General features: G+C 71.3%; 20 protein-coding genes. 17 read left to right on the top strand and 3 right to left on the bottom strand.

Annotated elements, in window-relative coordinates; genetic code table 11:
- Positions 1 to 22: 22 nt before the first annotated feature.
- The 6 genes from ACGFNP_RS04660 (at position 23) to ACGFNP_RS04635 (ending at position 7,454) form a co-directional block, all read left to right on the top strand.
- The gene (locus ACGFNP_RS04660; RefSeq protein WP_358329339.1) at positions 23 to 994 is read left to right on the top strand and encodes an adenylate/guanylate cyclase domain-containing protein; all 972 of its coding nucleotides are present in this window, start codon (positions 23 to 25) and stop codon (positions 992 to 994) included.
- A gap of 52 nt (positions 995 to 1,046) precedes the next feature.
- The gene (locus ACGFNP_RS04655) at positions 1,047 to 1,529 is read left to right on the top strand and encodes a SigE family RNA polymerase sigma factor (protein WP_393314798.1); all 483 of its coding nucleotides are present in this window, start codon (positions 1,047 to 1,049) and stop codon (positions 1,527 to 1,529) included.
- Positions 1,526 to 2,545 (top strand): hypothetical protein, encoded by a 1,020-nt coding sequence (locus ACGFNP_RS04650; protein WP_393314795.1) that lies wholly within the window; start codon positions 1,526 to 1,528, stop codon positions 2,543 to 2,545. The genes ACGFNP_RS04655 and ACGFNP_RS04650 overlap by 4 nt, the downstream gene beginning before the upstream one ends.
- Positions 2,546 to 2,573: 28 nt before the next feature.
- The gene (locus ACGFNP_RS04645) at positions 2,574 to 3,551 is read left to right on the top strand and encodes an LLM class flavin-dependent oxidoreductase (protein ID WP_358329348.1); all 978 of its coding nucleotides are present in this window, start codon (positions 2,574 to 2,576) and stop codon (positions 3,549 to 3,551) included.
- Between the two features lie 160 nt (positions 3,552 to 3,711).
- Complete coding sequence (locus ACGFNP_RS04640) at positions 3,712 to 5,847, top strand: choice-of-anchor J domain-containing protein (protein ID WP_393314792.1); 2,136 nt, start codon at positions 3,712 to 3,714, stop codon at positions 5,845 to 5,847.
- A gap of 89 nt (positions 5,848 to 5,936) precedes the next feature.
- Positions 5,937 to 7,454, top strand: a complete 1,518-nt coding sequence (locus ACGFNP_RS04635; protein ID WP_393314789.1) for an acyl-CoA synthetase — start codon at positions 5,937 to 5,939, stop codon at positions 7,452 to 7,454.
- Between the two features lie 220 nt (positions 7,455 to 7,674).
- On the opposite strand, the gene ACGFNP_RS04630 is transcribed toward ACGFNP_RS04635, so the two are convergent.
- Positions 7,675 to 9,264 carry a benzoate-CoA ligase family protein gene (locus ACGFNP_RS04630; protein WP_358329357.1) on the bottom strand — a complete coding sequence of 530 codons (1,590 nt, stop codon included), beginning with the start codon at positions 9,262 to 9,264 and terminating at the stop codon, positions 7,675 to 7,677.
- A 110-nt stretch (positions 9,265 to 9,374) separates the two neighbouring features.
- On the opposite strand from ACGFNP_RS04630, the gene ACGFNP_RS04625 reads away from it, so the two are divergent.
- The gene (locus ACGFNP_RS04625) at positions 9,375 to 10,193 is read left to right on the top strand and encodes a PaaX family transcriptional regulator C-terminal domain-containing protein (protein WP_393314786.1); all 819 of its coding nucleotides are present in this window, start codon (positions 9,375 to 9,377) and stop codon (positions 10,191 to 10,193) included.
- Between the two features lie 47 nt (positions 10,194 to 10,240).
- Here ACGFNP_RS04625 and ACGFNP_RS04620 read toward each other — a convergent pair whose 3' ends face one another.
- Positions 10,241 to 10,993, bottom strand: coding sequence for a FadR/GntR family transcriptional regulator (locus ACGFNP_RS04620; RefSeq protein ID WP_358329363.1), 753 nt, complete (start codon positions 10,991 to 10,993; stop codon positions 10,241 to 10,243).
- Between the two features lie 87 nt (positions 10,994 to 11,080).
- Between ACGFNP_RS04620 and ACGFNP_RS04615 the strand changes: the two genes are divergently transcribed.
- The 10 genes from ACGFNP_RS04615 to ACGFNP_RS04570 all read left to right on the top strand — a co-directional run bounded on the left by ACGFNP_RS04615 (position 11,081) and on the right by ACGFNP_RS04570 (position 21,578).
- Positions 11,081 to 12,580, top strand: a complete 1,500-nt coding sequence (locus ACGFNP_RS04615; protein WP_358329366.1) for an ABC transporter substrate-binding protein — start codon at positions 11,081 to 11,083, stop codon at positions 12,578 to 12,580.
- Complete coding sequence (locus ACGFNP_RS04610; protein WP_393314782.1) at positions 12,577 to 13,515, top strand: ABC transporter permease; 939 nt, start codon at positions 12,577 to 12,579, stop codon at positions 13,513 to 13,515. The genes ACGFNP_RS04615 and ACGFNP_RS04610 overlap by 4 nt, the downstream gene beginning before the upstream one ends.
- Positions 13,512 to 14,345: an ABC transporter permease gene (locus tag ACGFNP_RS04605; protein WP_358329372.1), complete on the top strand. Its 834-nt coding sequence runs from the start codon at positions 13,512 to 13,514 to the stop codon at positions 14,343 to 14,345. Before ACGFNP_RS04610 ends, ACGFNP_RS04605 begins: the two co-directional genes overlap by 4 nt.
- Positions 14,332 to 15,246 carry an ABC transporter ATP-binding protein gene (locus ACGFNP_RS04600; protein WP_393314778.1) on the top strand — a complete coding sequence of 305 codons (915 nt, stop codon included), beginning with the start codon at positions 14,332 to 14,334 and terminating at the stop codon, positions 15,244 to 15,246. The genes ACGFNP_RS04605 and ACGFNP_RS04600 overlap by 14 nt, the downstream gene beginning before the upstream one ends.
- The gene (locus ACGFNP_RS04595; RefSeq protein WP_393314775.1) at positions 15,215 to 16,015 is read left to right on the top strand and encodes an ATP-binding cassette domain-containing protein; all 801 of its coding nucleotides are present in this window, start codon (positions 15,215 to 15,217) and stop codon (positions 16,013 to 16,015) included. The genes ACGFNP_RS04600 and ACGFNP_RS04595 overlap by 32 nt, the downstream gene beginning before the upstream one ends.
- The gene (locus tag ACGFNP_RS04590; protein WP_393314772.1) at positions 16,012 to 17,193 is read left to right on the top strand and encodes a M20 family metallopeptidase; all 1,182 of its coding nucleotides are present in this window, start codon (positions 16,012 to 16,014) and stop codon (positions 17,191 to 17,193) included. Before ACGFNP_RS04595 ends, ACGFNP_RS04590 begins: the two co-directional genes overlap by 4 nt.
- 31 nt (positions 17,194 to 17,224) lie before the next feature.
- Entirely contained in the window at positions 17,225 to 18,361 is a 1,137-nt protein-coding gene (locus ACGFNP_RS04585) for a P1 family peptidase (RefSeq protein ID WP_393314769.1), read from the top strand.
- Position 18,362: 1 nt separating this feature from the next.
- Positions 18,363 to 19,799: an aldehyde dehydrogenase family protein gene (locus tag ACGFNP_RS04580; RefSeq protein WP_393314766.1), complete on the top strand. Its 1,437-nt coding sequence runs from the start codon at positions 18,363 to 18,365 to the stop codon at positions 19,797 to 19,799.
- Positions 19,800 to 19,923: 124 nt separating this feature from the next.
- Positions 19,924 to 20,436, top strand: coding sequence for a SigE family RNA polymerase sigma factor (locus ACGFNP_RS04575; protein ID WP_358329390.1), 513 nt, complete (start codon positions 19,924 to 19,926; stop codon positions 20,434 to 20,436).
- Positions 20,433 to 21,578: a hypothetical protein gene (locus tag ACGFNP_RS04570; protein WP_393314762.1), complete on the top strand. Its 1,146-nt coding sequence runs from the start codon at positions 20,433 to 20,435 to the stop codon at positions 21,576 to 21,578. The genes ACGFNP_RS04575 and ACGFNP_RS04570 overlap by 4 nt, the downstream gene beginning before the upstream one ends.
- Positions 21,579 to 21,666: 88 nt before the next feature.
- Here ACGFNP_RS04570 and ACGFNP_RS04565 read toward each other — a convergent pair whose 3' ends face one another.
- The gene (locus tag ACGFNP_RS04565; RefSeq protein WP_393314759.1) at positions 21,667 to 22,431 is read right to left on the bottom strand and encodes an SDR family NAD(P)-dependent oxidoreductase; all 765 of its coding nucleotides are present in this window, start codon (positions 22,429 to 22,431) and stop codon (positions 21,667 to 21,669) included.
- Between the last annotated feature and the right edge of the window lie 96 nt (positions 22,432 to 22,527).

Below are 22,527 nucleotides of genomic sequence, written 5' to 3'. Positions count from 1 at the left end.
GTGAACGGTGTATGTTGCGGTCGTGGCGCGCGAGGATCCGGACGGGCTGACGGAGGCGTTCCTCCGCGAGCCCCGTCGCTACACCAGCCACCAGGTCGCCGACATGGCCGGCGTCCCTGTTTACCGTGCCCGCAGGTTCTGGCGCGCGCTGGGTTTCGCGAACGTCGCCGACGACGCCCTGGAGTTCACCGACTCCGACGTGGACGCCCTGCGGACGCTGCTCGGCATGGTGAGCGACGGCGTCTACGACGAGGAGCACGTGCTCCTGATGGCCAGGTCCCTGGGCAGGGCGACGGCCCGGCTCGCCGAGTCGCAGGCCGAGCTGGGCGCCGAGGCGCTCGACCAGGCGGGCGTGCCGCTGAGCGAGCGGCCCAGGGCGTGGCGCAGGCGGGCGGATCGGGTGCTGCCCGACCTGGCCCGGCTGCTGGTCTACGCGTGGCGCCGCCAGTTGGCGGCCTCCGCCCACCGGCTGGTCGAGCAGGAGACGAGCGCGGCCCGGCTGGCGGTGGGGTTCGCCGACCTGGTCGGGTTCACCAGGCTGAGCAGGCAGATCTCCGAGACCGAGCTGGCCGGGCTGGTCGACAGGTTCGAGGGCCGTTCGGCCGACGTGGTGACCTCGGGCGGCGGGCGGATCGTCAAGACACTGGGCGACTCGGTGCTGTTCGTGTCGGGCAAGGCGCACGAGGCGGCCGAGATCGGCCTGCGCCTGATCGAGACCCACGCCAAGGACAAGGGCATGCCGCAGTTGCGCGTGGGCCTGGCCGTGGGGCCGGTGCTCGGCCGGATGGGCGACGTGTTCGGCACCCCCGTCAACCTGGCCAGCAGGCTGACCGCGCTGGCCCATCCGGGAACGATCCTGGCCGGCCCCGAGATGGCCGAGGAACTGGAGGGCGACCGGGCCTTCGAGCTGCGCCCGGTCGACCGGCTGTCCGTACGCGGGCTGGGCGAGCTGGTCCCCTTCACGCTCATCCGCCACACCGACCGGGCAACCTGACTCCGCACTGGATGCGTCCCTGTCGTCGACAGGCGATAACAGGAGGCGGTACGTGGCGGACCGGGGGATATATCAGGAATTCGTGGTCACTCGGTCGGACCGGCTGTTACGCACGGCGTACCTGCTGACCCGCAACTGGGCGACCGCGGAGGACCTGCTGCAGGAGTCGCTGGCCAAGGCGTGGTTCGCCTGGCCCGGCGTGGACGAGCCCGAGGCGTACGTGCGCCGGGTCCTGGTGACCACCTACACCTCGTGGTGGCGCAGGAGATGGCGCCGCGAGCTGCCGAGCGACGACCTGCCCGACACTCCGACCAGCGACCCGGTCTCCGATGAGCGCGACGCGCTCTGGCGAGCCCTCGGCCGGCTGCCGGCCAGGCAGCGGGCGGTGGTCGTGCTGCGCTTCTACGAGGACCTGCCGGTGACGGAGGTGGCCCGCCTGCTGGGCTGCGAGCCCGGCACGGTCAAGAGCCAGAGCGCCAAGGCGCTGGCCAAGCTGCGCGTGGACGAGTCGATCGTGAAGGAGCTGCACCGATGACCCTGCCCGACCTGCGGGACGTCCTGCGCGAGCACGGCGACGGCCCCTCCCCCGCCAACCCGGCCCGGCCCGAGCAGGTGCGGGCCCGCATCCGCCGGATCCGCCTGCGCAGGCGCGCGCTGGGCGGCGGCGGGGTGGTCGCGGTGGCGGCGGCCGTCGCGCTGGGTTTCTCTCTCCTGCCTGGCATGGCGGAGCCGCGGCTCGAGACCGCTGATGAGCCCACCACCTTCGCCGCCCAGCTCGCGGGCCTCCTGCCGGAGCGCTTCACCGCCGCGGACGGCACGAAGTACCGGCGGATCGCCACCGCGTCGATCAAGAGGACGGGGCCGACCAAGGTCTCGGTGACGATCCCGTTCTCCGGGAAACCGCTCGACGTCGGAGCGGTCTGCGCGGGGCCGGACACCAGCGTGGCCAGAGCGTCGATCGGCGCCGACGGGCCCGCGTCGGCCCACTTCGGCACGTGCTCAAGGCGCATGCAGTTGCGGCCGCTCCAGGTGCCGGCCGCCACGAGCGGCACGGAGCTCAAGGTCACGTTCGACACGACCACGACCGGCTGGGGTTGTACGGTGCGGGACGGCAAGTGCGTGCCGCAGAAGAAGACCCGCGGCGTCTGGGCACTGGCCGTGTACGAATGGACGCCGCCCGCGCGGCCGGTCAAGCCGGCGAAACTCAAAACCCTGCCGGACCACGTGGGGAAGGCGCGGCTCGCGGAGACGAAGACCGGCGTCTGGCCGCAGGACACCTCCGCCACCTTCAAGGTCCGAGGCAAGGTCGGCTTCGACACCTTGTGCACCGGCGAACTGGCCGGGGACCTGTGGTTCAGCTTCGAGGCGGACGGCCAGATGGAGGCCAGCGGGGGCGCCTGCGGCGTATGGAAAGGTGGCGCCTTCCCCTCGGCGGTCAGCGAATTCTCCTATCCCACGGATCGGACGACCACCGTCAAGGTCAAGTGGACGCTGCGGGGCGGCGGCACCAACCGCCCGGTCCGCTGGTCGGTCGGGCTCTACCGGAAGTAGCCACGCCTCGGTTCTGTTGCCGACATATGTGACGAAGCTTTCGATTCTCGACCGCTCCCTCGTCCGCGAGGGGCACGACCCGGCGACGGCGCTGCGCGAGACCATCAGGTTCGCGCGGCAGGCGGAGGAGCTCGGCTACCACCGGTTCTGGGTGTCGGAGCACCACAGCGTGCCGGGGGTGGCCGGCTCGGCACCGACCGTGCTGGCCGCCGCCGTCGCCTCGGCCACCGACCGGATCCGGGTGGGCACCGGCGGCGTGATGCTGCCCAACCACCGGCCGCTGGTGGTGGCCGAGCAGTTCGGCGTGCTGGAGTCGCTGAACCCGGGCCGCGTCGACATGGGGCTCGGCCGCTCGGTGGGCTTCACCGGCGGCATCAGGAAGGCACTGGGCCACGGCAAGGAGGACGCCGACGAGTTCGGCGGGCAACTGGCGGAGCTGCTCGGCTACTTCACCGGGGACCAGCGGGGGCATCCCGGTGTGCACGCGCTGCCCGCCGAGGGGCTGCGGCCGCAGGTGTTCGTGCTGGCCATGGGCTCGGGGGCGGACATCGCCGCCGAGCACGGGCTGCCGATGGTGATCGGGGGCGGCGGGGCCCGGCTGCGGGAGGCGATCTCGCGGTACCGCGCCGGGTTCCGCCCGTCGGCCTGGGCGGCTCGGCCGTACGTCGTCCTGGCGGCGAACGTCGCGGTCGGCGAGACGGCCCGCGAGGCGGCGCTGCTGCAGGTGCCGGAGGCGTGGGCGACCGCGCGATCGCGTACGAGCGGCGCCTTCCCGCCGCTCTCCCCGGCCGAGCGGGTGCTGGCGACGGAGATGACCGAGCGGGAGCGGGCGCTGTTCGAGGAGTCGCGCAAGGGGCAGATCCACGGCACCGGGCAGGAGGTGGAGATCGAGCTCGGGGCTCTGATAGAGCTCACCGGCGCCGACGAGGTCCTGGTGACCATGAACAGCTACGACCTGGATCGGCGGCTCGATTCCTACCGGCGGCTCGCTCGGACAGCCGTCTGAGCACGAATTCATTGCTGCTTTGTTGGCAACTGACTTACTTGCGCGCCGGTCCCTTGATCGGATAGTCACATTTTGTCACCCTCACTGACCACGCTTAGGGGGCTCCATGGCGCGCAACCGATTCATCGGAATCGCGGCCGCTATTCTCGCATTACCCCTTTTGTCCGCTATCCCGGCGCACGCCGATCCCAAGGCTCCGCCGTCAAGCGACATCCGGGAGCTTTCCCGCAAGGACTTCACGCTCGACGGCAAGCCCGTCAAGGTACCCGCCAAGTACGAGGCCAAGGCGCAGGCCAGGACGAAGGCCGCCGCCGACACGCCGCCGGTCGGCACCGTCCGGCAGTGGCTGGGCCTGGACGACTTCAACGGCAGGCTCTACCGCAAGGACTACACGCTGCGCGGCGTGGGCAACAACATCGAGGTCTGGGTCGCCAACGACCTGGCCTTCCCCGCCGGTGACTGCCGGGCGCAGATCCCCACGTCCACGACGGTCACCGACGCGCAGGTGGCGGACCTGGTCACCCAGTTCGACACGAACATGTACCCGAAGGAGACCGCCGCCTTCAGCACGCCGCCGGACCGCGACGGCACCAACGCCGTCCTCGGCCCCGACGCCAACGGCAACGGCGGCGTCTACACCGGCGGCGGCAACAAGACCGTCACCCTGGTCGACAACGTCAGGGACGACAACTACTACAGCTTCCCGGCCGCTCCGACGTACATCGCGGGCTTCTTCTCCGCCCAGTTCAACGAGCTGCTCGACCGCAACGTCATGACGATCGACGCGTTCGACTGGACGCACCGCACCGGCGCGAACCCGCCCGACGAGCCGACCGCCGACCTGTGCACCTCGCGCCCGGCCAGGCCGCGCCAGTACGAGGGCACGTTCGCGCACGAGTGGCAGCACCTGGCGCACTACTACACCGACCCGCTCGAGACCACCTGGATGAACGAGGGCCTGTCGGACCTCGCGATGACGCTGACGGGCTACTCCAACCCCAAGGCCACCGTGTCCGAGCGCGGCACCGACAGCCACATCTACTGCTTCCAGGGCTTCGGCATCGTCCAGACGCCGTACAACACCAACCCGCGCGACTGCGGCGGGCCCGAGAACTCCCTCAACATCTGGGGCGAGGGCGCCAACGCCAACGGCGTGCTGGCCGACTACGGCAACGCGTACTCGTTCATGCTGTTCCTGTACGACAGGTACGGCACGGCGTTCATGTCCACGCTGCACCGTGACGGCGCGCTGCAGGGCCTGGCCAGCTTGAAGGCGGCGCTGGCGGCCAAGGGCGTCACGAACATGTACCAGGTGATCCACGACTTCCAGACCTCCACCCTGGTCGACCGGATCGTCGGCGGAACCAAGGGCGTCATGCTGGGCGTGCCCAAGAAGCGGGTCACGACCGCCAGCCTGAACGCGACCGTCAACCTGGCGAACCCGGCCACCTACAAGACCGCAGGCGCCGCCCCCAACGGCGCCGACTACGTGCCGCTGCAGAAGGCGGACGGCACGTTCCTGCGCGGGGTGGACCTGCGCTCGCTGTCGTTCGAGGGCGCCAAGACGCTGCCCGCCCTCCCGCTGGCCTGGACCGTCGTCTCCGACGACCCGGACCGCGCGGGCAACCCGGTGCTGTTCTCCGGCAACGACAGCAACACCAACGCCGCCGCCGTCGCCAAGGTGACCGTCCCGGCCGCCGACCCGACGCTGCGCTTCCTCGCCAAGTACGGCGCGGAGCAGGGCTTCGACTACGGCTATGTGATCGTCTCCACGGACGGCGGCAAGACCTACACCTCGATCGCCGGTGACAGGACGGTCGCGGGCCCGCTCGGCCCCGCGGTCAACGGCACCACGACCGGCTTCGAGCCGCACAGCTACAGCCTGTCGGCCTACGCCGGCAAGGAGATCCTCCTCGGCTTCCGCTACGTCAGCGACGCGGGGGTCAACGAGGGCGGCTGGAAGATCGACGACATCACGGTCGGCGCCACCGCGGTCAGCGACGGCTCGTCGCTCGACCCGTTCGACTCGCCGACCGAGGTCTTCCCGACTCCGGTCGAGAACTGGAACGTCCGGCTGATCGGCCTGGACGAGAAGCACTCGGTGGCGCTGCAGCTGGAGTCCAACGGCAAGACCAGCGTCAGCCTCAACCGGCTGCAGCTGGCCACCATGCTGCCGTTCCAGACGGTGGTCGCGGTGGTGGCCTACGACGAGTCGACGGAGCAGGTCGGCCAGTACGCGCCGTACACGCTCAAGGTCAACGGCGTCACCCAGCCCGGAGGTCGCCCGCTGACCTGACGGTGGTGATCTGAGGGCGCCCGCCGCACCCTGCGGCGGGCGCCCTCCGCGTTCGCTAGGATCACCGAACAAAGTTCGGAGGAGTGCGCATGACGACTCGCCAGCATGCCATCGGCGACCTGCTGCGGCGTTCGGCCGCGCGGTCTCCCGCCAAGACCGCGATCGTGTACGGCGAGGCGCGATGGACCTACGCCGAGCTGGACCGCGCGGCGAACCGCATGGCCAACGCGCTGGCCGCCCGGAGCGTGAGCAAGGGCGACAGGTTCGCCGTGTTCAGCCACAACAACGACGCCTTCGTGGTGGCCTACTTCGCGCTGGCCCGGCTGGGCGCGATCTCCGTGCCGATCAACTTCATGCTGGGGGCCGAGGAGGTCTCCTACATCCTCGGGCACGCGGGTGCGACGGGCCTGCTGGTGGAGCAGGCGCTCCTGCCCGTGGCCGAGCGGGCCGTCTCCGACGGGGTCGCGGTGCGCGGGGTGATCGGGCACGCCGACGGGTGGGAGCCGGTCACCGACTGGATGGCGTACGAGGACGACGCCGAGCCGCCGGTGGAGATCGCCGACGACGACCCGATCCAGCTCATGTACACCAGCGGCACCGAGTCCAGACCCAAGGGCGCCACCCTGTCGAGCCGCGGCCTGATCGCCCAGTACACCTCCTGCGTGATCGACGGCGAGATGAGCGCCACCGACGTGGAGGTGCACGCGCTGCCGCTCTACCACTGCGCGCAGCTGCACTGCTTCCTCACCCCCGGCCTCTACCTCGGCGCCACGAACGTGATCCTGCCCGGCGCCGACCCGGCGGCGATCCTGGCGGCGATCGAGGCCGAGGGCGCGACCAAGCTGTTCTGCCCGCCGACCGTCTGGATCGGGCTGCTGCGCCATCCCGACTTCGACCGCCGCGACCTGTCGTCGCTGCGCAAGGGCTACTACGGCGCGTCGATCATGCCGGTCGAGGTGCTGAAGGAGATCGCCGCGCGGCTGCCGGGGGTGCGGCTGTTCAACTTCTACGGCCAGACCGAGATGGCGCCCGTGGCCACCATCCTGGGCCCGGACGAGCAGCTGACCAGGCTCGGCTCGGCGGGCCGGCCCGCCCTGAACGTCGAGACCCGGATCGTCGACGCCGACGACGAGCCGGTGCCGCCCGGCGTGGTCGGCGAGATCGTGCACCGCAGCCCGCACGCCATGCTCGGCTACTGGAACGACCCGGACAAGACCGCCGAGGCGTTCCGCGGCGGCTGGTTCCACAGCGGTGACCTGGGCGTGCTGGACGCCGACGGCTACCTGTCGATCGTCGACCGCAAGAAGGACATGATCAAGTCCGGCGGCGAGAACGTGGCAAGCCGGGAGGTCGAGGAGGCCATCTACCAGCACCCGGCCGTCGCGGAGGCGGCCGTGTTCGGGGTGCCCGACCCGCGGTGGATCGAGGCGGTGACGGCCGCCGTCGTCCTGCGCGCGGGCGCCGCCCTGACCGCCGACGAGCTGACCTCCTTCCTGCGGGAACGCCTGGCGGCCTTCAAGACCCCGAAGACGGTGGTCTTCGTGCGGTCACTGCCCAAGAACGCCAGCGGAAAGGTGCTGAAGAGAGAGCTGCGTGACGCGTTCTGACATCCGAGGCCGGGTACGGCTGGCGGCCGAGCGAGAGGGGCCGGAGGCGGGCGCAGTGGTGGTGTTCGCGCACGGCTGGCGGGGGAGCGGCTGCCGTCACTGTCGGCCGGCTCGCGGCTGGACGTCATCCCAGGGGCGGACCACACCATGGAGGGCCATCTGGAAGAGGTGGCCGCGCGCGGGCTGGCCTGGCTCGAACGGCACTGCCCGGCCTGAGCGCTTATTTGCCCAGCAGGTCGGTGGCGATCTGACGGATGATCACGCGCTGGATCTTGCCGGTGGCGGTCTTGGGCAGTTCCTCCAGGACCAGCACCTCGCGCGGCCGTTTGAAGGCCGCCAGCCCGTCGCGGCAGAACGCGATGAGCTCCGCCGCGTCCACCGTCTTCCCGGCGGCGGGCACCACGCAGGCGACCGGCTTCTCCAGCCCGTTCGCGTCGGTGTAGGCCACGACCGCGGCCTCCCCGACCGACTCGTGCAGCAGCAGCCGGGACTCGACCTCCATCGGCGACACCCAGATGCCACCCGCCTTGATCATGTCGTTCGAGCGGCCGAGGCACTGGTAGACGCCGTCGGCGTCGCGCAGGTAGGTGTCGCCGGTGCGTAACCACTCCCCCTGGAACACCTGCCGGGTGGTGTCGGTCCGGCACCAGTAACCGGTGGCGATGGAGTCACCGCGTACGTACAGGTGGCCCGGCTGGCCGTCCGCCACGGGGTTGCCGGAGTCGTCGAGCAGCTTGCCCTCATACCCGGGCACCACGGTGCCCGTGGTGCCCGGTCTGACCTGGCCGGGCCGGTTGGAGATGAAGATGTGCAGGGCCTCGGTCGAGCCGATGCCGTCGATGATGTCGACGCCGAACCTCTCGGTGAAGCGCCGGTAGATCTCCGCGGGCAACGCCTCGCCCGCCGAGACCGCCAGCCGTACCGAGGAGAAGGTGTCGTCGGGGGCGTCGGAGGCGAGCAGGCTCGCGTAGAACGTCGGCCCGGCGAAGAACAGCGTCGGCCGCTCGGCCACCACCCGCGCGACCACCCCCGGCGGGGTGGGCCTGAAGGGGTCGAGCACCGTGGTCGCGCCCACCGACAGCGGGAAGAACAGCGAGTTGCCGATGCCGTAGGCGAAGAACAGCCGGGCGACCGAGAAGCACCGGTCGTCCGGCGTGATGCCGAGAACCTCACGGCCGTAGGTCTCGCAGACGTCCCTGATGGCGCCGTGCCGGTGCATGGCGGCCTTCGGCGCGCCGGTCGTGCCCGAGGTGTAGAGCCACAGCGCGGGCGAATCCGTCCAGCTCTGGTACGGCTCGGCCACCGTACGGCCGGCGTCCACCACGTCCGCCAGCGAGCACACCGGGATCCCGGCATCCGCGTCGGACCCGGGGACGACATCGGCGGCCCGGTGGCCCACGTTGCCGGTGAGGACGAGCAGGGCGACCTCGGGGGCGTTCGCCAGTGCCACCCGGACCGTCGCCTCGTACTCGGGGGTCGCCACCACCACGCGGGCCCGCGAGTCGCGGATGAGCGTGCCCAGCTCCGCACCGTTGTACATGGTGGACAGCGGCACGGCGACCCCGCCCATGCGCATGACGGCCAGGATGGTGACGAGCGTCTCCGGGCGGTCGGACATGACGAGCACGACCCGTTCCTCGGGCCGGACACCGAGCACCCGCAGTCCGGAGGAGAGCTCGCCGACCCGGGCCGCGAGCTGGGCGTATGTGAGGGTCCCTGCCGGGCCCGCGACAGCGGTGCGCTCGCCGCGACCGGCTTCGACCTGACGATCCACAAGATAGAGACTGGCGTTGAACGACTCGGATGACATGGTCGTCCTTACGGGGAGGGAGACTCCGTACGAGAATCTTCTATAGAGAATTGATGCATCGTCAACTACTTGTAGCATTGAATCAGACTCCCGCCGCGTAAGGAGCGTTAATGGCCAGGCCGCCCCGCCGCCACCAGACGAGCGCCAGGTCGATGCTGCTGACCGTGCTGGGCGAGTACGTGCTGCCGTCCGGCGAGCCCGCGTGGACGTCCGCGCTGCTGCACGTGATGGGCGGGCTCGGGGTGGAGGAGAAGTCGGCCAGGCAGGCGCTGGCGCGGATGGCATCCGACGGGTGGATCGTGTCGGCGCGGTCCGGGCGGCGGGTGCGCTGGTCGCTGACGCGGCGCGGCCGCGAACTGCTGACCGAGGGGGCCGAGCGGATCTACGCGTTCGGCCGCGACCGCGAGCCGTGGGACGGGCGCTGGGTGGTGCTGATCGCGAGCGTGCCCGAGTCCCGGCGCGAGCTGCGCCACCAGTTGCGCACCGGCCTGACCTGGGCGGGATTCGGCAGCCCTGTGCCCGGTGTGTGGGTCAGCCCGCACGCCACCCGCGAGGCCGAGGCCAAGCAGGTGGTCGAGGGGCTGGGGCTCGACGTGGCCGTGTTCTCGTTCAACGGTCCCTTTGCGGGGATCGGCTCCGAGCGGACGCTGGTGGAGCAGGCCTGGCATCTGGGGGACCTGGCGGCGCACTACCAGGAGTTCATCCAGGAGTTCGCCGGCCTGCGGCCCGAGCCGGGCGATCCGGTGCTGCTTGCGCAGGTCCGGCTCGTCCACGAGTGGCGGCGCTTCCCGATGCTCGACCCCCGGCTGCCGCTGGAGCTGCTGCCCCCGAACTGGATCGGGGTGCGCGCGGCCAACGTCTTCAACGACCTGCACGGCACCTGGCTGGCGGGCGGGCGCCGGCAGTGGGACGAGCTGCGGAATATGTAACACCTCGCCTGCTGGGCGTCACGACATTGTCAAGTGAGGCCCGGTCTCTACTCCAGCAGCGCGCGCAGCGCGGGCCGCTCATCTACCGGGACGTATCCCAGGTAATAGTCGTACATCGTCTGCCGGGACAGCCGGGCGGCCAGCGGGCCGTCGCCGGCGCGGACGGCGGCCAGCACCTCCTCGTGATGCCCGATGCTCTGCCGCATCAGCGCCTCCCGGTCGGCGGCGGCGGCGATCTTGCCGGAGACCAGGCCGAGGACGATCGAGCGGACCACGTCCGTGCAGATCTGGATGAGCTTGTTGCGGCTGGCCCGCGCCACCGCGTCGTGGAAGGCGATGTCGGCGGCGCTGAACTCGTCGTAGCCCACCTCCACCGCCGCGCGCATGCCCGCGATGGCGGCGTCCATCTCCGCGAGCTGCTCGTCGGTACGCAGCCGGGCCGCCAGCAGGTTGGCCGAGGCGTCGAGCACCATGCGGAACTGCACCAGCTCCCCGAGCGACAGCTCGTCCACCCGGGCCAGCGTGGTCATCGACTTGTGCAACGCGGCGGGGGAGAAGGGCTGCACCTCGGCGCCGTGCGGGTCGCCGGGCCGCGACCTGACCAGGCCGCGCGCCTGCAGCACCCGCAGCGCCTCACGGACGGTCGAGCGGCTCACCGAGAACTGGACCATGAGATCACGCTCGCTCGGCAGCCGCTCGCCGGGACACAGCGCGCCGCTCTCGATGGCCTCCTCGACCTGCTCCACGATGCGCTCGTAGGCACGTACGGTACGCACGGGCTCGAACCGTGGACCACTCATGAAGCCCCCTTGACCTGAGCCGTCGTGGACTGGCAATCTGCGTAGCCTACTGGTCCGACCAGTGCACTAGCCAGGAGGCTGTAAGACATGAGGCGAATCGGCACCTGGATCGCCGTGGGCGGTCTCCTGCTGGCCACGGCCGCGTGCGGCGGCGGTGGTGGATCGAAGGGCGGCACCGGCGGGCAGGCCGCCAAGAGCGAGTCACTGGCGGTCGGGTTCGTGGCCGAGCCGGCCAACCTCGACTTCACCTCCACCGAGGGCGCCGCGATCCCGCAGGCCCTGCTGGTCAACGTCTACGAGGGCCTGGTCAAGCTGGACCAGGACGGCAAGATCCAGCCGCTGCTCGCCGAGAAGTGGGACGTCTCGGCCGACCGCAAGACCTACACCTTCACCCTGCGCAAGGGCGTCACGTTCACCAACGGCGCCCCGTTCACCGCCGACGACGTGATCTTCTCGCTGGACCGGGTGAAGAAGGACTGGCAGCTCAAGATCAAGGCGCAGCTCGACGTGGTGGACAAGGTCGAGAAAGAGGACGAGTCCACCGTCATCGTGACGCTCAAGCACCCGAGCAACGGCTTCCTCTACTCGATGGCGACCAGGCTCGGCGCGATGTTCAGCCGCACCGGCGTCGCCGACCTGGCCAACAAGCCCGTCGGCACCGGCCCTTACCAGCTCGGCTCGTGGAAGCGCGGCGACTCCATCCAGCTCGCCGCCAACGCCAAGTACTGGGGCACCAAGCCGAAGCTCTCGGCCGTCACACTGAAGTACTTCAAGGACGCCACGGCGATGAACAACGCGCTGCTGACCGGCGGCATCGACGTCATCTCCAGCGTCCAGGCGCCCGAGTCGCTGCAGCAGTTCGCCGACCCCAACCGCTTCGAGACGGTCGAGGGCACCACGAACGGCGAGGTGGTGCTGTCGATGAACAACGGCCGCCCGCCGTTCAACGACAAGAAGGTGCGGCAGGCCGTCCGCTACGCGATCGACCACAAGGCGCTGCTCGACACCGCCTGGGCGGGCCGCGGCCAGCTGATCGGCTCGATGGTGCCGCCCACCGACCCCTGGTACGAGGACCGCACCGGCGACTACCCCTTCAATGTCGCCAAGGCCAAGGAACTGCTCGGCGGCAAGACGTACAACGTCAAGATGCGCATCCCGAACCTGCCCTACGCGGTCGCGAGCGCGCAGGTGGTCAAGTCCCAGCTGGCCCAGGTGGGCATTACGGCCGACATCGAGCCGCTGGAGTTCCCGGCCCGGTGGCTGGACGTGGTGTTCAAGCAAGGCGACTACGACATGTCCATCATCAACCACGTAGAGCCCCGCGATATGGGGATTTTTGCGGACAAGTCGTACTACTTCCGTTACGACAATCCGGAGTACGGCAAGCTGCTCGCCGCCGCCGACGAGGGCACCGAGCAGCAGCAGGTCGACGACCTCAAGCAGGCCGCCAAGCTGCTGTCCGACGACGCCGCGGCCGACTGGTTGTTCCTCTTCCCCAACCTGATCGTGGCGAAGAAGGGCGTCACCGGGCTGCCGAAGAACGGTATCGCGGAGGCCTTCGACTTCACGGCCCTCGCCAAGCAGTGATCCTGTACCTGCTGAAGCGGCTGGCGGTGCTCATCGCGAGCACCGCCGTCGCCGGGGTGGCCGTCTTCGCCTTCATGGCGCTGCTGCCCGGCGACCCGGCCGAGATCGCGCTGGGCGTCAACGCGACGCCCGAGGCGGTGGCCGCGCTGCGCGAGCGGTTCGGCACCGACCGGCCGCCGCTGGCCCAGTTCGCCGACTGGTTCGGCGGGCTGATCCAGGGCGACTTCGGCACCTCCTACGTGACCAGCTCGCCCATCGGCCCGCAGATCGGCGACCGCCTGGGCGTGACGGCGGTGCTGGTGCTCGGCGGCATGGCGATCGCGCTGCTCATCGCGGTTCCCGCGGGCACGTTCGCCGCCGTGCACCACCGCAATCCGCTCGGCGTGGCCATCAGCGCGGCCAGCCAGGTCGGCATCGCGATCCCCGCGTTCCTGGCCGGCATCCTGCTGGTGTTCGTCTTCGCGGTGAAGGCGCAGGCGCTGCCGTCGGGCGGCTACGTGCCGATCGCCGAGGACCCCCGCGCGTGGCTGCTCGGCCTGCTGCTGCCCTGGCTCTCGCTCGGCCTGGTGCAGGGTGCGGTCCTGACCAGGTACGTCCGCAGCGCCGTGCTCGACGTGATGCGCGAGGACTACCTGCGCACCGCCCGCGCCAAGGGCCGGGGCCGGATGGGCGCCCTGTGGCGGCACGGCCTGCGCAACGCCTCCATCCCCGTGGTCACCGTGCTCGGCCTGCAACTGGCCACCCTGCTCGTCGGCGCGGTCGTGGTCGAGCGGGTGTTCGTCATCCCGGGGCTGGGCGACCTGCTGCTGAACGGCGTCGCCGGGCGCGACCTGCTGCTCGTCCAAGGTGTGGTGATGGTGCTGGTGGTGGCCGTACTGCTGATCAACTTCGTGGTCGACGTGACCTACGCCGTGCTCGATCCGAGGCTGCGATGAGGGGCCGGGTCAACGCCGGGCTGGTCGCCGGGGGCGTGCTGGTCGGGATCGTCGTCCTGGCCGCGCTGGTGTCGTTCGTGTGGACGCCGCACGACCCCACGCTCGTCGACGCCTCGAACAAGCTGCGCGAACCCGGTGGCGGCTACCTCCTCGGCGCCGACAAGTTCGGCCGCGACACCTTCAGCCAGCTCATGGTCGGCGCCCGCACCACGCTCTACGTGGGCATCGTGGCCGTCGGCATCGCGGCGTTGATCGGCACGCCCCTCGGCATGATCGCCGGGATGACGCCGCGCGGCTGGCTGTCGGAGCTGATCATGCGGGTCAACGACCTCGTGTTCGCCTTCCCCGCGCTGCTGCTGGCCGTCATGCTCGGCGCCGTCTACGGGGCCGGGACGCTCACCGCCATGATCGCGATCGGCGTGGCCACCGTGCCTGCCTTCGCCCGCGTGGCCAGGGCTGCCACGATGCAGGTCATGGTGACCGACTACATCCTCGCCGCCAGGGCCGCCGGGCGCCGCCGGGCCGCGATAGCCGTACGGCACGTGCTGCCCAACATCGGCTCGATGCTGATCGTGCAGGCGTCGGTGTCGTTCGCCATCGCGATCCTGGCCGAGGCCGCGCTGTCGTTCCTCGGCTTCGGCACCCGGCCGCCGATCCCGTCGTGGGGCCGCATGCTGCAGGAGTCGCAGGAACTGCTCTTCTCCACCCCGCGCCTGGCCCTGTGGCCGGGCCTGGCGATCGCGCTGGCCGTACTCGGGTTCAATCTCCTGGGCGACGGGCTGCGTGACTATCTCGACCCCAAGCTCAGGAGGATCCGTGCTGAGCGTTGAGGGGCTCACCGTCCGCGCCGACGCGGTGGAGCTGGTCCGCGAGGTGTCCTTCGACATCGCGCCCGGCGAGCGGGTCGGCCTGATCGGTGAGTCCGGCTCGGGCAAGTCGCTGACCGCGCTGTCGCTGATGGGCCTGCTGCCCCAAGGCGTGCGGGCCTCGGGCACGGCCCGGCTGGGCGAGCGCGACCTGGTCGGCGTGCCGGAAGGGCGGATCAAGGACCTGCGCGGGCGCGAGGTGTCGATGGTCTTCCAGGAGCCGATGACCGCGCTCAATCCGCTCATGCGCGTCGGCGCGCAGGTCGCCGAGGTCATGACGCTGCACGGCAGGCCACGCGCCGAGGCCCGCGCCCGCGCGGTCGAACTCCTCGACCGGGTACGCCTCCCGCACCCGGAACAGCTCGCCCGCTCCTACCCCCACCAGCTCTCCGGCGGCCAGCGGCAGCGCGTCATGCTCGCCATCGCCCTGGCCAACGAGCCCGGCCTGCTCATCTGCGACGAGCCCACCACCGCGCTCGACGTCACCGTGCAGAAGCAGATGCTGGAGCTCATCGCCGAGGTCGCCCCCGCCCTGCTGTTCATCACCCACGACCTCGCCGTGGTCGCCGCCGTGTGCGAGCGGGTCCTGGTCATGTACGGCGGGCGGGTCGTGGAGAGCGGCCCGATCCGCGAGGTCTTCACCAGGCCCCGCCACCGTTACACCGAGGGCCTGCTGGCCGCCTCCAAGCTGACGCCGCGCGGCACCCGGCTGCCCACCATCAAGGGCAGCGTCCCGCCCGCCGGGCGCTTCCCCGGCGGGTGCGTGTTCAGGAATCGCTGCCCGTACGCCTCGGAGAAGTGCGAGACCGAACCGGCGCTGACAGGAGACGGCCATGCCCACGCATGCTGGCACCCCGCTGATTGAGGCCCGCGACCTCACCCGCGTCTACCGCCGTCCCCGCACCTCGCTCGCCCGGCAGGGCGAGGCCGTGCACGCGCTGCGCGAGGTGTCGCTCACCGTGGGGCGGGGCGAGCGGTTCGGCATCGTCGGCGAGTCGGGCTCCGGCAAGTCGACACTGCTGCGCCTGCTGTGCGCGCTCGACCAGCCCACCAGCGGGTCGATCCGCTTCGACGGCCAGGAGATCACCGGCCGGCCGGAACGGGCGCTGAAGTTCCTGCGGCACAGCCTCCAGATCGTCTTCCAGGACCCGATGAGCTCGCTCGACCCCCGGATGCGGGTGCGTGACCTCGTCGCCGAGCCCCTGGTCGCGCTCGGCGAGCCGGTCGGCGGCCGGGTGAGCGAGCTGCTCGACGCGGTCGGCCTGCCCGCCTCGGCCGCCGACCGCTACCCGCACCAGTTCTCCGGCGGGCAGCGGCAGCGCATCGCCATCGCCCGCGCGCTCGCGCCCAGGCCCAAGGTGCTGGTCGCCGACGAGCCGGTCAGCGCCCTCGACGTGTCGGTCCGCGGCCAGATCCTCAACCTGCTGGCCGACCTGGTCGACGAGCTCGGCCTCACGCTGGTCTTCGTCTCGCACGATCTGTCCGTCGTACGGCATGTCTGCGAGACCGTCGCGGTCATGAACAACGGCTCGATCGTGGAGACCGGGCCCGTGGACGAGGTCTGGGCCGCGCCGCGGCACTCCTACACGCGGACGCTGCTGCGGGCCGTACCGACATTGGAGGGACTGCTGTGATCGAGGTCGACGAGCAGGGGGTCGTGGCCTTCACCCAGGCGCTGGTCCGCATCCCGAGCACCAACGACCCGGCGCGCGGCCGGGCCGAGCGGCCCGCCGCCGAGCTGGTCGCGGCCAAGATGCGCGAGTGGGGCTGGGAGCCGGTGGTGGACGAGGCCGCGCCCGGCCGGCCCAACGTGGTGGCGGTGGTCGAGGGCGGCGGGGGCGACGGGCCGACGCTGATGTTCGAGGGACACACCGACGTGGTCACCGAGGGCGACCTGTCGACATGGACCGTGGACCCGTTCGGCGGGGAGATCCGCGACGGGCGGTTGTGGGGGCGCGGCAGCGCGGACATGAAGTCGGGGCTGGCCGCCACCCTCTACGCCACCCGCGCCCTGCAGCTCGCCGGGCCGTTCCCCGGCCGGATCAAGGTGTGCGCGCTGGCCGACGAGGAGGGGCTGATGCTCGGCGCCCACCACTTCGTCGCCTCCGGCCTGGCCGCCGACGTGGACGGCGCCATCGTCGCCGAGCCCGAGGCCGGGGAGATCTGCGCGGTCGCCAAGGGCGCGCTGCGGCTGCGGGCCGACTTCACCGGCAAGATGGCGCACGGCGCGATGCCGCAGCACGGCCGCAACCCCATCCAGGCGGTGGGGGCGCTGCTGGTGGCGCTGCGGGCGCTGGAAACGGAGCTGCAGGGCCTGCACCCCGCGCACGAGCACCTCGGCGAGGTGTACGTGACGCCGACCGTGGTACGAGCCGGGACCGAGGAGCAGGTGAACGTCATCCCGGCGACGGCGTCGGTGTTCATCGACGTGCGGACGATCCCCGGCCTGGAGCACAAGGTGGTGGCCGAACGGGTGGCCGCGCTGGCCGCCTTCGACGGGATCTCCGCCGAGGTGTCGATCCTGGTGGACCGGCCGCCGGTGGACGTGCCCGTTTCCGACCCCGTGGTGGTGGCGCTGGCCGCCGCGCACCAGCGGGTGACGGGCGCCGCGCCCGTCTACGGCGGCGTGCCCGGGTCCACCGACGGCACCGTGCTGACGCACTGGGGCGGGATCCCGTCGGTCGTGTACGGGCCCGGCGGCAAGTGGATCGCGCACCAGGCGGACGAGTACGTCGAGGTGGCGGAGATCGTGCGCTGCACCCGCGTGTTCGCCGAGGCGGCCCGGCTCTTCCTCACCGGGTCCGCGTCGTGACGGCCCGGCTCTTCCTCACTCGGTCCGCGTCGTGACGGCCGGAGCGACGAACTCGCTGGTCGACGTCGCCGGGCTGCGGGTCGGGCACGCCCAGCGGGTGGGCGACGGGTACCGCACGGGGACCACCGTCGTGCTCGCGCCGCCCGGCGGCATGGTGGCCGGGGTGGACGTGCGAGGAGCCGCGCCGGGCACCCGGGAGACCGAGCTCCTCGACCCGCGCAACCTGGTGGAACGGGTGCACGCCATCGTCCTGACGGGCGGCAGCGCGTACGGGCTCAGCGCGGCCTGCGGGGTCATGGAGCGGCTGGCGGACGCCGGGATCGGCTTCCCGGTGGAGGGCGGCGTGGTGCCGATCGTGCCCGCCGCCGTCATCTACGACCTGGGACGCGGCGGCTTGTTCCGCGCGGTCCCGGACGGCCGCTTGGGTGCCGAGGCGTACGACGCCGCCGTCCGGTCGCACGGTCCGGACCTGCGGGCGAGTGGGCCGGATGGTGCGGACCTGCGGGCGAGTGGGCCGGACGGCCCGGACCCGTGGGTGAGCGGGTCGGTCGGGGCGGGTACCGGCGCCGTGGCGGGCGGGCTGGCCGGCGGCATCGGTACCGCCAGTGTCGTCCTGCCCTCGGGGGTCACCGTGGCCGCGATGGCCGTCGTCAACGCCGTCGGGTCCGTGCTCGACCCGGCGGGCGGACGGCTGTCCGGCACCCGTTACGGGCTGCCCGGCGAGTTCGACCACCTGCGCGAGCCCCGCGAGGAGGAGGTGGCGGCCTGGCGGGGCGCCATGGTGACCTCGTTCAACACGACGATCGGCGTGGTGGCCACCGATCTGACGCTCACCAAGGCGCAGTGCGGCAAGCTGGCCGGTGTGGCGCACGACGGGCTGGCCCGGGCGATCAGACCCGCCCACACCATGGTCGACGGCGACACCATCTTCGGCCTCTCGACCTGCGCCCGCCCCTTCCCCCACCCGGCCCCTGAAGGCGCCGCCGGGAGCACGCCTGAACCTGTCGGTGCCGGGCGGAACGCGCCTGGGGCCGCCGGGCTGCATGACGTGCTCGCCGCCGGGGCCGACGTGTTCAGCCGGGCCGTGGCGCACGCCATGCTCGCCGCCACCGGCCGCGACGGCGCGCCCGCCTATCGAGACGTGTTTCCAAGCGCTTGGGGGAACTAGCGTGACATTTCAAGACTGGTCCAGAGACTGGCCCGACGGGCTGCCCGTGGGTGACGGGTGGGTCGAGGTCGCGGACACCACCGATGTGATCTTCCCGTACGACGGCTCGGTGGTGACGGCCGCGCCCGTCGGCACGGTCGCGCTGGCCCGGCAGGCCCTGGAGGCCGCGCTGGCGGCCGCTCCCGGCATGGCCGCGCTCCCCTCGCACGCCCGCCGCGCCGCGCTCATGGCCGCCCACGACGCCCTGGCCGCGCGGCGCGCGGAGTTCGAGCGCCTGCTCGTACTCGAGACCGGCAAACCGCTGGTGGACTGCCAGGTCGAGGTGGCGCGGACGCTCGTCACGCTCCTCACCGCCGCCGAGGAGGTGGCCCGGCTGCACGGCGAGACCGTGCCGCTTGACCTGCTGCCGTCGGGGGAGGGGCTGATCGGGTTCTGGACGCGGCGGCCGATCGGGGTGGTGGTCGGGATCACCGGCTTCAACTACCCACTGCTGCTGGCCGCGCACAAGATCGCCCCGGCGGTGGCCGCGGGCTGCCCGGTCATCGTCAAGCCCGCGCCCGCGACGCCCCTGGCGACGCTCTGGCTCGTCCACCTGCTCCGCGAATCGGGCGCGCTGCCCCCGTCGGGGGTGCAGCTCGTCACCGGCGACGTCGAGGTGGGCAGGACGCTGGTCGACGACCGGCGGATCGGGGCCGTGTCGTTCACCGGCTCGGCGGCGGCCGGGCACGCCATCGCGAAGAGCGCGGCGCCCACCAAGGTGCTGCTGGAGCTGGGCTCGAACGCCGCGCTCGTGGTGGCGACCGACGCCGACCTGGAGGCCGCCGCCGCGGCGGTGGTGCGGGGCGGCTACTACGCCTCCGGGCAGGCGTGCATCTCGGTGCAGCGGGTGCTGGTGGAGGAGCCGGTACGCGAGGAGTTCCTGTCGCTGCTGGCCGGGCGGATGAAGGACGTGGTGGTGGGCGACCCCCGCGACCCGCGGACCCGGGTCGCGCCGCTGATCGACCCGGCCGCGACCGAGCGGGTGCTCGGCTGGGTACGCGACTCGGGCGCCACGCTCGTCACCGGCGGCGAACTCGACGGGCGGGCCATCGCGCCCACCGTGCTCGCCGACGTGCCCGACGGGGCCGTCGCCTGGGACGAGGAGATCTTCGGCCCGGTGGTGTGCGTACGCTCGGTGCCCGGCATGGACGCCGCCTTCGCCGCCGTGAACGCCTCCAGGTACGGCCTGCACGCCGCGGTGTTCACCCGCTCGCTGGCCACGGCCTTCGCCGCGATCGACCGGATCGAGGCCGGTGGCGTGGTGGTCAACGAGGTGCCGGGGTTCCGGGCGGACAACATGCCCTATGGCGGCGTCAAGGACTCGGGTGCCGGCCGGGAAGGACCCAGGTTCGCCATCGAGGAGCTCACCGTCACCCGGATGGCGATCATCCGCCCTTGACACGGTCACCTTGCGGGCCCGCACCGACCTGCTGAAGAGCATCGTCAGCGCTTGTCCCTGGGCCAAGGTTCCAACCTTTCTGCCTCTCACGGGCGTGAGAACCGGTGAGAGGAGATCATCCACCTTGGATCGTTATGAAGGCTTCCGCGAGTTCGTGCTCGCCCGCCAGCAGGCGCTTACGCGGAGCGCGTACCTGCTCACGGGAGATGTCCACCTGGCCGAGGACCTGATGCAGAGCGTCCTGCTCAAGGTCGCCAACCACTGGCCCAGACTGGTACGGCAGGGCATTCCCGAGGCGTACACGCGCAAGGCCATGGTCAACCAGTACATCTCGTGGCGACGGCGCAAACAGCCGGAGACGCCCAGCACCGACCCGCCGGAGCGCGGACACACTCACGATGACGCCTCGATCGATCGCATCATCATGCGTCAAGCGCTTGCCAGATTGACGCCCCGGCAGCGCGCTGTGATCGTCCTGCGCTTCTACGAGGATCTCAGCGAGCGGGCGACCGCTGAGATCCTCGGCTGTTCGCTCGGCACGGTCAAGAGCCAGACCCACCACGCGCTCGGCCGCCTGCGCATGCTCGCGCCCGAGCTGTCCCAGTTGTTCGCCCAAATCGAGGAGGTGCGCCGATGAGCAGGCTGCGCGAGGCGCTGGACGATGTGGCCGCCGACGCCCCGGCCCTCAACCTGGCCGACTGGGCGATCACGAGCAGCCGGCGCAGGCGGCGGACCCGCATGGCCGCGGGGTCGGCTGCCGTGATGGGGCTGGTGGTGCTCGTCGGCGTCACGCTGGGCATATTCCCCGGCATCGGGCCGTTGATGGCCGACAAGCCCGTGGTCGCGGTGCAGACCGGCAAGATCGCCGATCTGCCCAGCCGAGGTGTCGGGCCCCTCAGCCACGCCTACCGGACCTTCTGCCTCGTCGGCGGCCCTATCCCGCCCGACTGCAGGAACGGCGAGTGGCGCGTGGTCACTCGCTCCGGCGGGACATACCACCTGCCGCAGGCGCTGGGCATGAAGAGCGGACCGCACTTCTACCCCCTGGCGATCAGCCGCGACGGGCGCATCATCGCCTACTACAGCCGGTCGGCCATGACGTTCATGGTACGAGACCTGGCAAGCGGCGCCGAGCAGACCGCGCCCCTCGCCATCGCCGAAGCGAAGCTGGGCGGCAACGCGCACCTGGAGCTCTCCGGCGACGGCCGGTACCTCGCCTTCACCGGCTATCCGTCGAAAAAGGAGGACGGCCTGATCATCGATATGCGAGCAAGAACCACGATGCCCCTGCCGGTCGGGTGGGATCCCAGGAGCATCGACGGCACGACCGTGACCTTGACCCGGAACGGGCTGTACGGGCAGAAGCCAGGGATCTGGGTGATGCCTCTGACCGGAGGCGGTTCACCCATCGCGGTGGGCGAGAGCTACACACGCTTCAGCGCGCTCGCCCCCGATGGCGCCGCAGTGGCCGCGCTGCGGCGGGCTCAGTCCCGGGACTCAAATGACGACACGATCACCGTGCTCGATGCCAGGACCGGCAAAGTCAAGAAGACGGCGACCATGCGGGGTCTGCCGAAGGGCAGTCGCACGCTCACCCTCGGCGTCTGGCTGAACGCGGCCGAGGTAACGCTCGCCACCTCCCCGTCAGACCATTGGAGGGACAACCGTCAGATCACCTACGCGGTGAACGTGGAGACCGGCCAAGTGAGACAGCTCGCCGTCTACCATCCCCAGAGCGTGATGCACCTGGTCATCCCCGGGGCCGCAGCCGCCTTTTGACGAGCCGCTCAGTAGCTGAGCAGGTGGCACCCCCTGCGGATGTACACGGCATGCGAGCAGGGTGGCAGGCCGAAGTCCAGCCGAGGCATCAGTTGGGCGGGTCGAAGCGGCCGTCCACGGCGGTCCAGCCGCCGTCCACGTACAGGACGGAGCCGGTGACGAAGCTCGCCGCGTCGCTCGCCAGGTAGACCACGGCGCCCGCCATCTCCTCCGCCTGGGCCCACCGGCCGAGCGCGCTCTTGGCGGCGTACGCGTCGTACCAGGCGGGGTTGTCCTTGATCTGCCTGGTCAGCGGCGTCTCGACCACGCCCGGCGCGACCGCGTTGACCCGCACGCCATGCGGGCCGAACTCGGCGGCGGCGGTGCGCAGCAACTGCACCAGCCCCGCCTTGGTGGCGGAGTAGACGCCCTGGCCGGGCTCTGTCACCGAGGCCCGGATCGACGCGAACCCGATGATCGACCCGCGCCCGCGCTCCACCATCCCCGCGCCGAAGGCCCGGATCACGTCGAAGGAGGCCCGCAGGTTCAGGCGTACGACGCGCTCGAACTCCTCGCCGGAGTAGTCGAGCAGCCGCTTGCGCACGTTCGTGGCGGCGGTGAAGACCACCACGTCGGCCGGCACATCGGCGGCGAGCGCCCGCACGGCCTCGGCGTCGAGGACGTCCACTGCGCGCGCCGCCCCGCCGCACCGCCGCGCGGTCTCCTCGGCGGCGGCGAGGTCGAGGTCCGCGCAGACCACCTCAGCTCCGTGCGCGGCCAGCGCCAGCGCCGACTCCCGCCCGATCCCGCTTCCGGACCCGATCACCACAGCGCGCCGCCCATCGAGGCGGAACAACGCGTCGTATGCCGTCATGCCGACCAGCCTAGCGACTGGTCTGACCAGTACACCAGGTCTGCCCTGAGGTGGCGTCGGTGATTCCCAGGGACAGGTCAGGGGTGATCACCGATG

Source organism: Nonomuraea sp. NPDC049269, assembly GCF_043197155.1.
GTDB lineage: Bacteria > Actinomycetota > Actinomycetes > Streptosporangiales > Streptosporangiaceae > Nonomuraea.
The sequence above is the reverse complement of the archived record's forward strand: the minus strand, read 5'-3'. Positions and strand labels throughout refer to the sequence as shown.

Excerpts from the sequence above, each read along its gene's own strand:
- ACGFNP_RS04630 (WP_358329357.1), bottom strand. The coding sequence starts at position 9,264 with ATGTCATCCGAGTCGTTCAACGCCAGTCTCTATCTTGTGGATCGTCAG.
- ACGFNP_RS04605 (WP_358329372.1), top strand. The coding sequence starts at position 13,512 with ATGAGGGGCCGGGTCAACGCCGGGCTGGTCGCCGGGGGCGTGCTGGTC.
- ACGFNP_RS04570 (WP_393314762.1), top strand. The coding sequence starts at position 20,433 with ATGAGCAGGCTGCGCGAGGCGCTGGACGATGTGGCCGCCGACGCCCCG.
- ACGFNP_RS04565 (WP_393314759.1), bottom strand. The coding sequence starts at position 22,431 with ATGACGGCATACGACGCGTTGTTCCGCCTCGATGGGCGGCGCGCTGTG.
- ACGFNP_RS04650 (WP_393314795.1), top strand. The coding sequence starts at position 1,526 with ATGACCCTGCCCGACCTGCGGGACGTCCTGCGCGAGCACGGCGACGGC.
- ACGFNP_RS04595 (WP_393314775.1), top strand. The coding sequence starts at position 15,215 with ATGCCCACGCATGCTGGCACCCCGCTGATTGAGGCCCGCGACCTCACC.
- ACGFNP_RS04620 (WP_358329363.1), bottom strand. The coding sequence starts at position 10,993 with ATGAGTGGTCCACGGTTCGAGCCCGTGCGTACCGTACGTGCCTACGAG.
- ACGFNP_RS04625 (WP_393314786.1), top strand. The coding sequence starts at position 9,375 with ATGGCCAGGCCGCCCCGCCGCCACCAGACGAGCGCCAGGTCGATGCTG.
- ACGFNP_RS04615 (WP_358329366.1), top strand. The coding sequence starts at position 11,081 with ATGAGGCGAATCGGCACCTGGATCGCCGTGGGCGGTCTCCTGCTGGCC.
- ACGFNP_RS04635 (WP_393314789.1), top strand. The coding sequence starts at position 5,937 with ATGACGACTCGCCAGCATGCCATCGGCGACCTGCTGCGGCGTTCGGCC.